This window comes from Escherichia sp. UTM R2 (assembly GCF_048593455.1).
Taxonomy (GTDB): Bacteria; Pseudomonadota; Gammaproteobacteria; order Enterobacterales; family Enterobacteriaceae; genus Escherichia; species Escherichia coli.
Genome location: NZ_JBFWDY010000002.1, coordinates 4,661,322 through 4,677,271, shown reverse-complemented (window position 1 = coordinate 4,677,271; position 15,950 = coordinate 4,661,322). Strand labels below are relative to the sequence as shown.

The 15,950-nt window shown below is 51.3% G+C and carries 14 protein-coding genes and 1 other annotated feature; of the genes, 5 read left to right on the top strand and 9 right to left on the bottom strand.

Translation table 11 applies throughout. The features are described 5' to 3' along the window. Positions 1-67: 67 nt before the first annotated feature. Positions 68-517: a protein YidI gene (gene yidI, locus AB4H76_RS23335; RefSeq protein WP_000511289.1), complete on the top strand. Its 450-nt coding sequence runs from the start codon at positions 68-70 to the stop codon at positions 515-517. A gap of 46 nt (positions 518-563) precedes the next feature. Here yidI and AB4H76_RS23330 read toward each other — a convergent pair whose 3' ends face one another. Together AB4H76_RS23330 and AB4H76_RS23325 are read right to left on the bottom strand one after the other, a co-directional pair. After that, complete coding sequence (locus AB4H76_RS23330; protein ID WP_000828527.1) at positions 564-2,057, bottom strand: sulfatase-like hydrolase/transferase; 1,494 nt, start codon at positions 2,055-2,057, stop codon at positions 564-566. Further along, a complete protein-coding gene (locus tag AB4H76_RS23325) occupies positions 2,054-3,769 on the bottom strand; it encodes a solute:sodium symporter family transporter (protein ID WP_001087145.1) in 1,716 nt (571 codons plus the stop codon). The genes AB4H76_RS23330 and AB4H76_RS23325 overlap by 4 nt, the downstream gene beginning before the upstream one ends. A 166-nt stretch (positions 3,770-3,935) precedes the next feature. On the opposite strand from AB4H76_RS23325, the gene AB4H76_RS23320 reads away from it, so the two are divergent. Continuing rightward, on the top strand, positions 3,936-4,829 hold the full coding sequence (locus AB4H76_RS23320) for a helix-turn-helix transcriptional regulator (protein WP_001013540.1): 894 nt from the start codon (positions 3,936-3,938) through the stop codon (positions 4,827-4,829). Here AB4H76_RS23320 and AB4H76_RS23315 read toward each other — a convergent pair. Together AB4H76_RS23315 and AB4H76_RS23310 are read right to left on the bottom strand one after the other, a co-directional pair. Continuing rightward, positions 4,826-6,148 (bottom strand): 6-phospho-alpha-glucosidase, encoded by a 1,323-nt coding sequence (locus AB4H76_RS23315; RefSeq protein WP_121689801.1) that lies wholly within the window; start codon positions 6,146-6,148, stop codon positions 4,826-4,828. The genes AB4H76_RS23320 and AB4H76_RS23315 overlap by 4 nt on opposite strands. Beyond that, positions 6,148-7,764 (bottom strand): PTS sugar transporter subunit IIB, encoded by a 1,617-nt coding sequence (locus tag AB4H76_RS23310; RefSeq protein ID WP_000952127.1) that lies wholly within the window; start codon positions 7,762-7,764, stop codon positions 6,148-6,150. Before AB4H76_RS23310 ends, AB4H76_RS23315 begins: the two co-directional genes overlap by 1 nt. 295 nt (positions 7,765-8,059) lie before the next feature. Between AB4H76_RS23310 and AB4H76_RS23305 the strand changes: the two genes are divergently transcribed. Continuing rightward, positions 8,060-8,776, top strand: coding sequence for a GntR family transcriptional regulator (locus AB4H76_RS23305; protein WP_088538054.1), 717 nt, complete (start codon positions 8,060-8,062; stop codon positions 8,774-8,776). Here the strand turns inward: AB4H76_RS23305 and AB4H76_RS23300 are convergent. The 3 genes from AB4H76_RS23300 to ibpA form a co-directional block, all read right to left on the bottom strand. After that, positions 8,773-10,434, bottom strand: coding sequence for a putative transporter (locus AB4H76_RS23300; RefSeq protein ID WP_001279752.1), 1,662 nt, complete (start codon positions 10,432-10,434; stop codon positions 8,773-8,775). The genes AB4H76_RS23305 and AB4H76_RS23300 overlap by 4 nt on opposite strands. Before the next feature lie 195 nt (positions 10,435-10,629). Then, complete coding sequence (gene ibpB, locus AB4H76_RS23295; protein WP_001243431.1) at positions 10,630-11,058, bottom strand: small heat shock chaperone IbpB; 429 nt, start codon at positions 11,056-11,058, stop codon at positions 10,630-10,632. A 111-nt stretch (positions 11,059-11,169) separates the two neighbouring features. Beyond that, on the bottom strand, positions 11,170-11,583 hold the full coding sequence (ibpA, locus tag AB4H76_RS23290; RefSeq protein WP_001243437.1) for a small heat shock chaperone IbpA: 414 nt from the start codon (positions 11,581-11,583) through the stop codon (positions 11,170-11,172). After that, positions 11,577-11,649: a sequence feature (ROSE (Repression Of Heat Shock gene Expression) occurs in the 5'-region of heat shock genes and acts as an RNA thermometer to modulate expression.), on the bottom strand. (Overlaps the previous gene by 7 nt.) A gap of 239 nt (positions 11,650-11,888) precedes the next feature. Between ibpA and AB4H76_RS23285 the strand changes: the two genes are divergently transcribed. Next, on the top strand, positions 11,889-12,221 hold the full coding sequence (locus tag AB4H76_RS23285; RefSeq protein ID WP_000620888.1) for a YceK/YidQ family lipoprotein: 333 nt from the start codon (positions 11,889-11,891) through the stop codon (positions 12,219-12,221). Between the two features lies 1 nt (position 12,222). Here the strand turns inward: AB4H76_RS23285 and AB4H76_RS23280 are convergent, their stop codons facing one another. Beyond that, positions 12,223-13,437 carry a DUF3748 domain-containing protein gene (locus AB4H76_RS23280; protein WP_196026425.1) on the bottom strand — a complete coding sequence of 405 codons (1,215 nt, stop codon included), beginning with the start codon at positions 13,435-13,437 and terminating at the stop codon, positions 12,223-12,225. A 100-nt stretch (positions 13,438-13,537) separates the two neighbouring features. On the opposite strand from AB4H76_RS23280, the gene cbrA reads away from it, so the two are divergent. Then, positions 13,538-14,602, top strand: a complete 1,065-nt coding sequence (gene cbrA, locus AB4H76_RS23275; RefSeq protein WP_024238718.1) for a colicin M resistance lipid reductase CbrA — start codon at positions 13,538-13,540, stop codon at positions 14,600-14,602. Here the strand turns inward: cbrA and AB4H76_RS23270 are convergent. Continuing rightward, positions 14,599-15,936 (bottom strand): MFS transporter, encoded by a 1,338-nt coding sequence (locus AB4H76_RS23270; RefSeq protein ID WP_160540316.1) that lies wholly within the window; start codon positions 15,934-15,936, stop codon positions 14,599-14,601. The two genes, cbrA and AB4H76_RS23270, sit on opposite strands and share 4 nt — an antisense overlap. Positions 15,937-15,950: the final 14 nt, after the last annotated feature.

The following is a 15,950-nucleotide window of genomic DNA, read 5'->3' as shown; positions in this document are numbered from 1 at the left end:
GGTTTTTTTAAGAATTTCGTCCGCCCGTTTCCTGATATGCTTTTGCCATCCGCTACAAGGAGGTCAGATGGGTATCATAGCTCAAAATAAAATCAGTTCATTGGGCATGCTGTTCGGTGCCATCGCTTTAATGATGGGGATTATCCACTTTTCATTCGGCCCTTTCTCCGCACCACCGCCAACGTTTGAAAGCATCGTGGCGGACAAAACGGCTGAAATTAAAAGAGGTCTTCTCGCCGGAATAAAAGGCGAAAAAATTACCACCGTGGAGAAAAAAGAGGACGTAGATGTCGATAAAATCCTCAATCAAAGCGGTATCGCACTGGCCATTGCTGCGCTACTTTGCGCATTTATTGGCGGTATGCGTAAGGAAAATCGCTGGGGCATTCGCGGCGCGCTGGTTTTTGGCGGCGGGACGCTGGCTTTCCATACCTTGCTTTTTGGTATCGGCATCGTGTGCAGCATTTTGCTGATATTCCTTATCTTTTCCTTCCTGACCGGCGGTTCACTGGTTTAAGCAGCCTGAATAATGCCCGCCGGGTGATCATCAGCGGGCATTATCGTCAGAACTTCTGTTTTTTCTCCTCCACCTTCACCCCTTGTGTCGGTAGGCCGGTGTCATAGTCGCGTACAACTGGCGAATAGCCATCTTGTGGACGTGGACGAAACGCCCCCATCCAGCGCGGCCGTGCATCTTTACGCCACGGACGCAGACTCCATTGGTAACTGCGGAACGGATCGCGAATTTTGTCCATGTAATCCAATAAGGCGTCATGCATTTTGCTGCGAACGTCTGCAAAACGGATATCATCGATCAGGTTATGCATTTCATTTGGGTCATTACGGCGATCGTAAAGTTCATCACTGGTGAAGAGGTTGAGTACCAGTTTAAAGTCATCCGTCACCCAGCAACGCACCGGAATAAAACCGCCAAAGCTGTCATGCTCAATCTCGTAGCGGTTAAATTCCACCATCACGCCGCGTGGCTCTTTCACGGCAAGGATATTTTCCCCCGGCAGAATCTCTGGTTTTTCAATATCTGCCAGCGCCATCATTGTCGGCAGTAAATCGATATGACTGACTGGCGTATCGACCTGTCGCCGCTCCCCTTGCGGCGAACGGATGATCAGCGGAATGCGGGTGATGTCGTCATACATCGCCGCCCCTTTACTGATCAGCTTATGTGCGCCCATCATTTCGCCGTGATCGGAGGTATAAATAACCCACGTATTTTCACGTTGCTCTGGCGTTAAGGCATTGATGACCCGTCCGATTTGGTCATCAACAAAGTCATTACAGGCAAAATAGAGCGGATGGTGATAAAGCCCGTCATCACCGACTGGCGATGGCATCGCCTGCGCCCATAAGCGGTGATGTTCCGGTTTGTTAGCCAGGTCATCCTGTGCTTTCTCGCCCAGCTCGTAGTAAAAATCAGCGTATTTCTCTAAATACTCCACCGGACAGGTGAACGGGTGATGCGGCTCATCATACGAAACCACCATCAGGAAAGGCTCGTCTGCGCGCGCAGGCTGTTGCAGAAAATCCACCGCCCGATTGCTGATACGATGCGCCCAGGTGAAGGTTTCGTCGATATGGTTCGCCTGTAAATCTTCGACGCTGTTTAGGCCATTGCGCCACAGGCTAATCTCTTTTTCCGTCAGTTCGCTAAGATAGTTCGCCCCATCGAACCAGTAATCAGCGTCCCACTCCGGCGGACACTCGCCAGTGCCGAAATAGTCATGACCGTCGAGATGCCATTTGCCGATGTAACAGGTGTGATAGCCGGCATCCTTAAAGTAGCGCCCCATAGTGGAGATGTTTTTGCCTGGCGCGACGTTGTTGGTCCACGGGCCGGACTGGTTAGCGTAGATACCGGTAAATAGTCCGGCCCGTGCAGGCGTACAAACCGGTGAACAGGTGTAGGCGGAATTAAAGCGAATACCTTCCGCCGCCAGACTATCAATATTTTGCGTATTCAGCGGTTTACCGCTATAGCAACCGACCATATTGGTGGCCTGGGTATCGGTCATGACGAACAGAAAATTGGGGCGTTTCATAGGCTATCCTTCCCGTCGGGAGTAAAGGTTACGGCTGGGTCGTGACGATGCCGCCAGCTGTCAAAAATCAGGTAGACAATCACTACGGCGGCAATGAAATAACTGATCATCGCTAACCAGCGCGTACCGTAGCCGCCGAATTCAGCCAGCCCGGCATAGACGCCAATCATCGCGAACAGGATGCCAATTGACGCGATCTTGACGTTTTTCCACGGTTTCATGTCCACCGCAAACGCATCTTTGAAGGTGAACGGCGTGGCGCGCGGTTTGATAAAACCGATCACCAGCATCACGACCACGTTGATGCAGAACGTACAGGCCAGCACATAGAGGAAATGGAAGTCGAACTTCACCAGATAGTTGATGGTGATGTAGCTGATTATGCCAATCCCCATCGCTACTTTTGCCGCCAGCGCCGGGATGCGCGGGAAGAAAAAGCCCATAATGATGATGGTAACCAGCGGCACGTTGTAAATGCCGTTGAGCTGTTTCATCCAGCTATACAGCCCCTGCGGCGCGTTGGCGATCCACGGCGCGACCAGCACCGAAACGATAGCGATAAAGAAACCAAATTTGCGCCCGACGGTGACCAGCTGCTGCGGCTCGGCATTCTGGTTAATGATGCGACGGTAAATACCCATACTGAATAACGTACTGGCGCTATTCAGAAAGCCGTTGAAGGTACTGATCACCGCACCAAATAACACCGCGCCGAAGAAACCCACCATTGGCACTGGCAGAACGTTATTGACCAGCGTCGGGTAGGCCATGTCGGCTTTCGGTAAATCCTGATACAGATGAAACGCAATCAACCCTGGCAGCACCAGTACCAGCGGGTCGAGCATTTTCAGCACCGCCGTTAACAGCGCCCCCTTTTGCCCTTCCGCCAGGCTTTTTGACGCCAGCGTGCGTTGCACGATGCCCTGATTTGTACACCAGTAAAAGGTGTTCACCAGAATCAAACCGGTAAATGCCGCGCCAATCGGCAAGGGATCGGTCGGGCCACCGATTGAGTTTAATTTCTCGGCGTGAACGGTGGTGAGTTGCTCAATGCCCTGCATAAAGCTGCCCTTGCCCATCGCGATCAGGCCAAATACCGGCACCATCAACCCGCCGATAACCAGCCCAATACCGTTGATGGAGTCCGCCACTGCCATTGCGCGCAGTCCGCCGATCACCGCATACAAAATTCCCGCCAGACCAAGCAAAATTACCAGTAGCCAGATAGCCGCACCGTGAGAAATCTGTAGCGATTCCCCGACGTGAAACAGGCTGTTGAGCGCCAACGCGCCGGAGTAGAGAACAATCGGCAGAAAGCAGACGCCGGTGGCAATTAGGAAGCAGAAGTCGATGATAATACGCGTCGTTTTATCATAACGTTCCTCCAGAAAATCGGGGATGGTGGCAATGCCGCGCTTCAGATAGCGCGGTAAAAAGATTAGCGCGAGGAAGATCAGCGTCACCGCTGAAGTCACTTCCCAGCCCATCACCGACATGCCGCTTTTGTAGGCCTGCCCGGAAAGGCCGACCAGTTGTTCCGTGGAAAGGTTGGTTAGCATTAACGAAGCGGCAATAACCGGCGCTTTTAGTGAACGTCCGGCAAGAAAATAGCCTTGTTGCGATCCGGTATCTGTTTTGCGGACCTTCCACCAGGTGATCACCGCCACCAGCAGCGTAAAACCGACAAAACTCAAGATTTGTAACGAATTCATCTCATAGCCCTTATTTATGTTTATGTCCCGGACGCATGAATATAGGGAGAGGTAAAATGCGTCGGGTCAGGCAGTCTGATTCTTAAAATACAAACGTCGTATCCCTGAACGGATTGTTTTCTGTTAAGTTCAGGTTGTGAGCATAATTCGCCGGAGGGATATTAAAATGAATGGAAAATTGCAAAGTTCAGATGTAAAAAACGAAACTCCGTACAATATTCCCTTATTGATTAACGAAAATGTGATCTCCAGCGGAATTTCTCTGATCTCGCTCTGGCATACCTACGCCGACGAGCATTACCGGGTGATCTGGCCGCGGGACAAGAAGAAACCGCTTATCGCCAACTCATGGGTTGCGGTGTATACCGTACAAGGATGTGGGAAAATTCTTTTAAAGAATGGCGAACAAATAACACTGCATGGCAACTGTATTATATTTTTAAAGCCAATGGATATTCACTCTTATCACTGTGAAGGTTTAGTCTGGGAACAGTACTGGATGGAATTTACCCCCACCAGTATGATGGATATTCCCGTTGGTCAGCAAAGCGTTATTTATAATGGCGAAATTTATAATCAGGAACTCACTGAAGTTGCTGAATTAATAACTTCACCAGAAGCAATAAAAAATAATCTGGCAGTCGCTTTTCTGACGAAAATTATTTATCAGTGGATTTGTCTTATGTACGCAGACGGTAAAAAAGATCCACAACGGCGGCAAATTGAAAAATTAATTGCCACTTTACATGCCAGTCTGCAACAACGCTGGAGCGTAGCCGATATGGCTGCCACGATCCCCTGTAGCGAAGCCTGGTTGCGTCGTCTGTTTTTACGCTATACCGGCAAGACGCCGAAAGAATATTACCTCGATGCGCGTCTGGATCTGGCGCTATCGCTATTAAAGCAACAAGGAAACTCGGTTGGCGAAGTCGCTGATACGCTCAACTTCTTCGACTCCTTTCATTTCAGCAAAGCCTTTAAACATAAATTTGGTTATGCGCCGTCAGCCGTGCTAAAGAATACGGACCAGCACCCAACGGATGCCAGTCCACACAATTAACGTAACTCTGGCCAGTACGCTTTGTTGGCCTCCAGCAATTCATCCAGAATAGCTTTGGCGACCGAGGCGCTCGGTACCGTTTTCGACAACGTAATCGCCTGCCACAGGTGCTGATATGAACGCTGTTCCCAGGCGTCCACGACCAGTTTTTCCACCGCCACTTGCTGACTCATTAACCCTTTCTGAAACTGCGGGATATCGCCGACCACCAGTGGTTCTGGTCCGTTGTGCCCAACCAGACACGGGATCTCGACCATCGCTTCATCATCAAAGTTATGAATTGCCCCGTTGTTAGGCACAATCAGCAACATCCGCTCCTGAGTGTTGAAGGCAATTGCCGCCGCCAGATCGACGATGTATGACGCATGTTCGTCAATTTCCAGCTTGCCCGCCGCTGAATTTCCTGCCGCCGTAATGGCGCGGCAAGCATCGAAAACCTGTTTCTCGCGATGTTCCATCACCTCATTCGCGCGGGTATGTTCAGGGTTGGAATGCTGAACGACGTAATCCGGGAAGAGATAATATTTCAGATAGGTGTTTGGTAATGTATCCGGGGCCAGTGCCTGGACATCCCGCGCTTTTGCATAGGTGTCGTTCCAGCTCGCTTCAGTATGCGTATCTTGCTGCGGTGGAACATAACCATGCTTAGAGACATATTGCCGCAGCTGGGGCATCAGGTCGTTGCCCTGCAAATCTTCAATTGATGTCCACCAGCCAAAGTGGTTCAGGCCGTAGTAGCGCACGCGCATCTGTTTGCGATCTTGCAGCCCAACAATTTGCGCCATCCGGCTTTCAATACCGATTGGCATGTCACAGATGTTGAGGATTTTCGCATTCGGGCGCAGACGACGCATGGCTTCTGCGACAATGGCTGCCGGGTTGGAGTAGTTGAGCATCCAGGCATTTGGTGAATATTTTTCCATATAATCCACCAGTTCCAGGACGCCACCAATGGAACGCATGCCGTACGCTATTCCGCCGGGTCCGCAAGTTTCCTGACCAACAACGCCGTGGCGCAGCGGGATTTTTTCATCCAGTTCGCGCATCGGGTATTTGCCGACGCGGATGTGCGCCATAACAAAATCAACGTCGCTGAACGCTACTTCAGGATCGGTGGTGTAACTAAACGCAATGTCCGGCGCTTTTTCTTTAAGGATGACTTTACAGGCTTCGGCAATCACTTCCTGCCGCGCACCATCGTTATCATAAAATTTCAGTGCACGAAGCGGGAAACGGTCCTGATTCGCCAAGAGCATCAACACGATGCCTGGCGTAAAGGTGCTTCCACCGCCTGCGACAACCACTGAGAATTTGGTCATTATACTGCCTCCGTAATGGCAACATTTTCTGCTGATTGATGAGAATTAATTAAGCTATCGAGCTGTTCACGCAGCTGAGATACATGCAGACCAATGATCACCTGAATGGCATCACCACTACGGAAGACGCCGTGCGCTCCCAGCTTTTTAAAGACTTCGTCATCCAGCGTTTGTGACATGTCATGCAGTGCAATACGTAGACGCGTCGCGCAATTGTTGATGCTGGAGATATTGCCGACCCCGCCCAGGGCTTGCAGGATACCGGCAGCCTGATCCAACTCTTTTTTTGGCTCTGCAGCGGTGGTTTGGCCTCGCGAGGCTTTATATTCGGCTTTTGAGTAGAGTTTCACTTCCGCATCTTCACGTCCCGGCGTACACATGTTGAACTGCAGTATCAGGGTGCGGAAAACCACGAAGTACAGCAGGGTAAAGCACAACCCAATGGCGATTTGGGTCAGCATCATATCCGCGTGGTTGCTGAACATCGGGATCCAGTTTTGCGGTAAAACCTGGTCAATCAGACCTCCGCCCATGTTGCCCACCACACCAAAGAGATACATTACGGTCGACATTGAGGCCGCAAGCACAGCGTGTACCGCAAACAGCAACGGTGAAATGAACAGGAAGGTAAATTCCAGCGGTTCGGTAATTCCCACCAGCATGGCGGTTAAGGTTGCGGGGATCAGCAAGCCCGCCACTTTTACCCGATTTTCCGGTGCGGCAGTGAAGTACATCGCTAAAGAAATGCCCACGGCACCAAAGATTTTTGAGTTACCGTGCAGGGCAAAACCGCCTTCCGGGAACAACGATTTCAGCGGCTCGGCGCTCAGACTGAACTCTTGCAGATGCTGCGCCCAGTACATCTGAATGCCGCCTTCAACAGCTGCCGGACCAAAGATAAACGGTCCGTAGATGAAGTGGTGTAAACCGGTTGGGATCAGAATACGTTCGAGGAAGGTGTAAACCCACACCCCAAGCGCACCCGCCGAACGCAGGAACGCTTGCAGAGATTCAATCCCCATTTGTACTTTTGGCCAGCCGAGCAATGTCAGCCAGGCACAGGGGATCATCACCAGGAAGGCGATAATCACCACATAAGACGTCCCCTGGAAAATGCCGAGAAACACCGGCAGTTTTTTATCGAACAGACGGTTATGCAGCGCCGTCACAATGCCGGAAATGATAATTGCGCCGATAATGCTGGTATCGAGGGTTTTAATCCCGGCCATCATTGTCAGACCGCTACCTGCCACCGCGTCCTGAGTGAAATCGACGCCGAAGTAACTTCCCCAGGTCATTCCCATCGCATTAATGAAATAGTTCCAGGTCAGGAAACTCACCATCACCGCCAGACAAGCACGCCCCTGCGCTTGCTTAGCAAGGCCAATGGGTAAACCGACAGCAAAAATCAGCGGCATATTACGGAATACCGTCCAACCGCCCTCTTCAATAATGTGTACGATTTGCGCGAATAAACTGTTCGGATCGGTCAGTGATTCCCCGACAAACATCGGGTTTTGCAACAAGATGGCAAGACCCACCACAATCCCGGCGAAGGGAAACAGCAGCACTGGCGTGAACATCGCGCCGCCAAAGCGTTGAATTTGACTGAGCATTTCCACATCCTCTTTTCTCAATTCTGTAAGTAGGAAGCCTGATTGGTTATGCGGCAGGCCTGGAGCGAGGATAGGAAGATGCGATCGGCAGAACATGACGACCCAATGGGATTCGTGATCGCTTTCATGCTTTTCGTTGGGCGGTAGAGATCTACGTTTTCGCGAAAAAGTAGACCTCTGTGAGCACAGGTACACAGCATCGAACACATCTTTAAAAAAAAGATGTTTTTTCAATCGATTAAGCAGAACTTGTGTGCGCATTACCCGGGCTTGCAGGCAAAAAAGAGATCTAGAGATGATCTACAAAAGCATTGCGGAGCGGTTAAGAATTCGACTTAACTCCGCAGATTTCACGCTAAACAGCCTTCTTCCCGGTGAAAAAAAGCTGGCGGAAGAGTTTGCGGTATCGCGGATGACCATCCTTAAAGCCATTGACCTGCTGGTAGCGTGGGGGCTGGTGGTCCGCCGCCACGGTAGTGGCACTTACCTGGTGCGCAAAGATGTACTGCATCAAACCGCCAGTCTGACCGGGCTGGTGGAGGTGTTAAAACGGCAGGGAAAAACGGTCACCAGCCAGGTGCTGATTTTTGAAATCATGCCTGCGCCTCCGGCCATTGCCAGCCAGTTACGGATTCAAATCAACGAGCAGATCTACTTCTCCCGTCGCGTTCGTTTTGTGGAAGGGAAACCGCTGATGCTGGAAGACAGCTATATGCCGGTAAAACTGTTCCGTAATCTTTCGCTGCAACATCTGGAAGGGTCGAAGTTTGAATATATTGAACAAGAGTGCGGGATTTTGATTGGCGGTAATTATGAAAGCCTGACGCCAGTGCTCGCCGATAGACTGCTGGCGCGGCAAATGAAGGTAGCGGAACACACGCCACTGCTGCGGATCACCTCGTTGTCATATAGCGAGAGCGGGGAGTTTTTGAATTATTCAGTGATGTTCAGAAATGCCAGCGAATACCAGGTGGAGTACCATTTACGGCGACTCCACCCGGAAAAGAGTTAACCGATACTCCAGAAGAGCACCGCCAGTAATTGGGGGGTGATAATGCGCAGGAACATTACCAACGGATAGACAGTGGCGTAAGAGAGCGCCGCCGCACCGCTGGTTGGATGAAGATTATTAGCAAACGCCAGCGCCGGAGGATCGGTCATGGAACCTGCCAGCATCCCGCACATGGTCAGGTAATTCATTTTGGCTAACATCCGCGCCAGAATGCCAACAGTAATCAGCGGAACGGCGGTGATCAGGGCACCATAACCAATCCAGCTTAGCCCTTCGCCATTGACCAGGGTATTCACAAAATCCCCACCAGATTTCAGACCAACGACCGAGAGGAACAGCACGATCCCCAGCTCCCGCAGCGCGAGGTTGGCGCTTGGCGGCATAAACCAGTACAGCTTGCCGATACTGCCGATACGCCCGAGGATCAACGCCATAATCAGCGGTCCGCCCGCCAGCCCCAGTTTCAACGCGGCCGGGAATCCTGGCACAAAGACGGGAATAGAACCTAACAATACGCCTAGCCCGATGCCAATAAACACTGGCAGCATCTGAACCTGTTGCAGTTTTTGCTGCGCATTCCCCAGCACATTGGCAACGGCATCAATTGCGGACGGACGCCCCACCAGATTGAGGATATCGCCGAACTGCAGGCTGATATCGCCACTGGCGACCAGTTCGACCCCGGCACGGTTCAGGCGCGAGATAACAACGTCATAGCGTTCTTTAAAGTGCAGGTCGCGAATACGTTTTCCGAGCACGTTTTCATTGGTGACCACCACACGCTCGACGCGCAAATCAGTGCCTTTCGTGGACAGCGAAGTATCGACCTCCTGACCAATCACCAGTTGCGCATTATGTAAATCCGCTGGCTGACCCACCAGATGCAGCAAATCGCCCAGTTGGATAATGGTATCTGGCGAAGGAACTTTTAGGGTTTCTTCGCGTTTCAGACGCGAGCAGATAATTTTGTCGCCGTTGAGAATCGGTACATCTTTAATGGCTAAATCATGCAGGTTAGGGTTCTCAACGCGAATATTGATAGTCTTGATCAGCGCGCCGCCATTGGTGCGTGAAGACTCGTGCTGCTGAGCTTCTGTCTCGACATTGACGCGGAAAATAACCCGCAACATCCACATGGTGAACAAAATCCCGCAAATGCCGAATGGATACGCCATCGCGTAACTCATCCCCATCTGATCGACCATTTCCATTGGTGTACCCAGGTCGCGCAAAATCTGCTGCCCTGCCCCCAGCGCTGGCGTATTGGTAACCGCACCGGAGAAAATCCCCAGCACTACCGGCAGTGGAATATCAAACAGTTTATGCAGGATGGCGGTAACCAGACCACCGATGATGACGATCAGAACAGCAAACAGGTTGAGGCGTAATCCGGAGACGCGCAATGAGGCAAAGAAGCCCGGCCCTACCTGAATCCCGATAGTATAAACGAACAGGATCAGGCCAAATTCCTGAATAACATGCAGCATATCGCTACTTAATGTCATCCCCGCCTGAGAAACAAAATGGCCGACGATGATCCCACCAAACAGCACGCCGCCAATACCTAATCCTATGCCGCGAAATTTGACGTTGCCGATAAACAAACCGACGACTGCCACCAAAGCCAGAATACTGACCGTTAATGCTATATCACTCATCGTCCATTTCTCTTGAGATAACATTTTAATTGCTACGGATTATGGCTGAATCGGTGAAGCAGATTTGCCTTATAGCGCACATTATCACGGGAAAGAACGTGCCGAAATATCTTAAACAGTCGAAATTTAACGCATTGTTGAGTAAGTAAGACAAAAAAAGCCCCACCAGAATGGCGGGGCAAAGAGAATAGCTAGTTAGCTATTTAACGCGGGACGTTCGCTGATAGCGATACGCTGCGCTGCGATGGGTTCAGGCTCATTACGAATTAAATCAATATGCAGTAAACCGTTTACGAAGGTTGCGCCAGAGACTTCCATATTTTCAGCCAGCGTAAAGCTCAGGCTAAATGGCTGATTCATAAGCCCTTGATGCAGCCATTTTTTCTCTTCTTTTGGCTGCTCCGGCGTGCCTTTTACGCTCAGGCGCGTACCTTCCAGTTGAATCTCTAAATCTTCCTGACGGAAACCTGCCAGCGCAAGGGTAATGCGGTAGTGGTTATCGTCGCTTTTCTCAATGTTGTACGGCGGGAAGCTCTGGCTTTCACCGGCGTTTTGCAGTGCGTTGGCCAGTTTGTCAAAACCGATCCATTGACGCATCAGTGGGGATAAATCGAAGTTACGCATAGTCATTTCTCCTTCTAAGAAGCGAGTAAGTACCTGCAAATCCGAAGATTCGCATATGCTCCCTGACGGCGAGCATGGAGATGTCAGGCCGCGCCAGGCGGCCTTAGGGAATTAGTTGATTTCGATACGGCGCGGTTTTTTCGCTTCCGGAATCACGCGTTCGAGATCGATATACAGCAAACCATTTACCAGGTTAGCACCACGAACATGAATGTTCTCAGCTAACTGGAATTTGCGTTCAAAGTTGCGTTCAGCGATGCCCTGGTACAGATAGGTGCGCTCTTTTTGTTCGTCGGCGTGAGCACCTTTCACCACCAGCAGATTATCCTGGGCGGTAATTTCCAGTTCGCTCTCAGCAAAACCAGCCACAGCGATAGCAATGCGGTAATGGTTTTCGTCTACCAGTTCAACGTTATACGGAGGGTAGCCGCCATTACTCTGGCTCTGGTTGTTTTCTAAGTGGTTAAACAAACGGTCAAATCCAATAGCAGAACGGTAAAGCGGGGATAAATCAAAGTTACGCATAATCAATAGCTCCTGAAATCAGCGAGAATGTAAGACCTTCCACAATGGACAGGTCAGGTAGCCAGAACACCCATCAGGCGCGTCCTCATCGGCTACGATGTAAAAATGGGTCTGGAAATGAACTTTTCAAGCCTTATCAGCGGACTTTTTTTTGCAGTTTATGGTCTATTGCATAGACTGAGGGGGCAGCACGAAACGTTAAAGTGCGATAGCCGCCACAGTGCGACGTAATGATGATGTTATTTTCAGCAAGGGATCGCTATAACTCATCAGGCCAACACCCACGATCAACAGATGAATTTATTATGATAAGAAATGTGTTGTTAGCGTTCATGATATGCAGCGGAATGACATTACTCGGAGGATGCTCCAGCGTGATGTCCCATACCGGAGGGAAAGAAGGAACGTATCCCGGCACCCGCGCCAGCGCAACCATGATTGGCGACGATGAAACCAACTGGGGCACTAAGTCGCTGGCGATTCTCGATATGCCGTTTACCGCTGTGATGGACACGCTTTTACTGCCGTGGGATGTGTTCCGCAAAGACAGCTCGGTGCGCTCGCGCGTTGAAAAAAGCGAAGCCAACGCGCAAGCCACCAATGCGGTTATTCCACCGGCCAGAATGCCTGATAACTGATTTAGCGATCAGTTTCGGTGATCCACAGCTGGCCACCTTCCATCCACGCCAGCCATTGACCATCCGGTGAGAAGACCACGGCGTCCGCAGAAGGTGAATTGGCGTGGTGTTCGGTTAAATACTCAACCTCGCCACTTTGCGCATGGGCACAAGCAATTCGATTATCCAGCACAAAGCCCAACCATTCTCCTGACGGATGCCAGTTAAATGCAGACTGAATATCCGTTTTGTTATGGGTTAACTGGCGCGGCTCGCCGCCCTGTGGCGAGATAAGCCACAGTTGCACAATGCCGTTATCATCACGCATTAAAAACGCGATTTGCGTACCCTGCGGATTACAGCGCACCCAGTGGCGCGGGACGTTGACTAACCCCGGATAAGCCCGATGGTGGGTAAAGGTTAAACGTCGCTGCACGACGCCACGCGGTGGCGCGGGCAGGGTTGTTTCCGTTCCGCTTAACGGCGCATCACCTGCCGCTTTCCAGCCAGCTTCATCTTGCGGTAACTCAACGATAAACAGCTCCGGCACTTTCTCGCCCTTTGGCGAAAGTGTGTCGCCAATAAATGCCAGCCCGTGATTTCCTATCCATCCTTCTTCATAAGCACGATTGATTTCATCACTGCCAGGCTGTGGCGTGGGCGTGGTTTTGCTCACCAGCACGCACCAGTGGCTACCGCTGTATTCACGCGGATGCTGCTTTTGTACGTTGACCGGGCCAAACGGCGCAGCAACACCGACGTTTCGCAAATCCAGCGCCGGATCGAGTTCTTGCATTACATGGTCGTTATAGGTAAAGCTCACCCTTTCACCGTTCGGGCTAAAGACATGCACATGGCTGCCGCCGCGCAGCACTCCTGGCGTATACGGCGCGGTAATATCCATCGCATCAAGGTTACTCATCTTGCCGCCTTCAACAATCACTCCGCGCCGATGATGGAAGTCGTAATGCCATGTTTCATCAGGATTTTCCGGGCCGTGGATGAAAACATATTTCTCTGACTTCGGATGAACGGTCACCACGCCGACGTGTGCGCCCTGTGACACGCGATAGATAACCTCGACCTCGCCGGTATGGATATTCACACGCTCAATGGTCTCGCCGGTAAACGACGCACCAGAAGGACGCACGTCAAATACCAGCCACTGGCTGTCGGGCGTCCAGGTATTGGTATTGGTGAGCAGGTGATTACGGGGAGCAAAGGTTATCTGTTTCATGGCGCGGTCCTGATACAAAACGGGTCCCGCCATCATACTTCACAAGGATTTCACTTTCAGACAATAGTCTTTTGCCATCGTGATGAATGTGAGTGAAAAGATGGAACATTTCGACGTGGCGATTATTGGCCTCGGCCCGGCAGGATCGGCGTTGGCACGAAAGTTAGCAGGCAAAATGCAGGTGATCGCGCTGGATAAAAAGCACCAGCATGGTACTGAAGGTTTCAGCAAACCTTGTGGCGGTCTGCTGGCACCGGACGCGCAGCGATCTTTTATTCGCGATGGGCTGACGCTTCCTGTCGATGTGATCGCTAATCCGCAGATTTTCAGCGTCAAAACCGTCGACGTCGCCGCATCGCTCACGCGTAACTACCAGCGAAGCTATATCAATATCAATCGTCATGCCTTCGACTTGTGGATGAAGTCGCTGATCCCCACCAGCGTTGACGTTTACCACGACAGCCTGTGCCGGAAAATCTGGCGTGAGGATAATAAATGGCATGTCATTTTTCGTGCAGACAGCTGGGAGCAGCATATTACCGCCCGCTATCTGGTCGGTGCCGATGGTGCCAACTCGATGGTGCGGCGACATCTCTACCCGGATCATCAAATCCGTAAATATGTCGCAATCCAGCAGTGGTTCGCAGAGAAACATCCGGTGCCGTTCTACTCCTGCATCTTTGATAATGCGATAACTGACTGTTACTCATGGAGTATCAGCAAAGACGGTTATTTTATCTTTGGCGGTGCCTATCCAATGAAAGACGGTCAGACGCGTTTCGCGACGCTGAAAGAGAAAATGAGCGCCTTTCAGTTCCAGTTTGGCAAAGCGGTGAAAAGCGAAAAATGCACAGTGCTGTTTCCCTCACGCTGGCAGGATTTTGTCTGCGGTAAGGACAACGCCTTTCTGATTGGCGAAGCGGCAGGATTTATCAGCGCCAGTTCGCTGGAGGGGATTAGCTATGCGCTGGATAGCGCAGACATTCTGCGTTCGGTGTTACTGAAGCAGCCAGAGAAGCTCAATACCGCTTACTGGCGCGCCACCCGCAAACTGCGTTTAAAACTCTTCGGCAAGATAGTAAAAAGCCGATGCCTGACCGCACCGGCTTTAAGAAAGTGGATTATGCGCAGTGGTATGGCGCATATTCCACAGTTGAAAGATTAGCCAACGCGCTTCACATCGCCCACCAGCAGGATGTAAGAGAGCGCGCCAATCAACGCGACGGCGGAGATATAAACCAGTGCAGGTGCGAAACCGTAACCCTGCGCCAGGTACCCCACCACCAGCGGAACGGTGATGCCGCCCAGACCACCGGCGAAGTTAAACACGCCGCCGGTTAAACCAATCAGGCGCATCGGTGCCAGAGAAGAAACCAGCGACCAGGTAATCGAAGCAAAACCGTTACCGAAGAATGCCAGCGCCATCAGGCACATAATCATCATCGGATCGTTAGTGTAGTTAGCGCCCATAATGCAGGTGGAGATCAGCAAGCCGCAGATAATCGGCGTTTTACGCGCAAAGCCCAGTGAAAAGCCCTTAAGTACCAGCAGATCCGCTACCCAGCCAGAGAGCAGGACGCCGACAAACGCCGCGAGGAATGGCACCGTGGTCATAAAGCCTGCTTTCAGCGCCGTGATTCCTTTTTCCTGGGTTAAATAGTTCGGGAACCAGGTTAAGAAAAACCACAGTGTAGAAGCCACCGCAAATTGCCCAAGATAAACGCCGATCAGTTTACGATGGAACACCAGTTTCCAGTCTTTGGCTGTTAACGGCTGACGCGCCTCTTTCTTCACCGGCGCATCACCATCCACCAGACCGCCGCCATCACGAATGTAATCCAGTTCAGCTTTGCTGATACCTTTGGTCAGGCGCGGCGGCTGATAAACCTTAAACCAAATCAGCGACCAGATAATGCCGATACCACCAGTGACAATGAACACCCAGTGCCAGCTCAACATCTCCTGAATCCAGATCAGCAGCGGCGTCAGAAACGCCAGACCGACAAACTGACCAGACGTATAAAAACCAACGGCAGAAGCGCGTTCATGTTCCGGGAACCAGCTGGTCACCATCCGGTTATTGGTCGGGAAAGCAGGCGCTTCGAAAATACCGGTTATCGCGCGCAGACCAATTAATGACATTAAGCCCGTGGCAAAGCCCTGGAATAAAGTCGCCACTGACCAGCCAAATATCGCAATAAAATAAGTCACGCGAGAACCTACGCGATCTAAAAACCAACCGCCGGGGATCTGACATAGCGTATAAAGCCAGGCGAAGGCCGAAAATACATAGCCCATTTCCGCTTTGGTAATGCCGAACTCTTCCTGAATATGGGCGGAAGCCACGGCCAGGTTGGCGCGGTCGACATAACAAATGACTACCGTAATAAAGATCATCACCAGCGTCAGATAACGCCGACGCCCCGGCTTTGCTGCATTAACGGGAATATCCATAGCGAGCTTTCTCCAGATTTTGGGCATAGCGAAGCCGCTCACCATGCCCTGTAATTTAC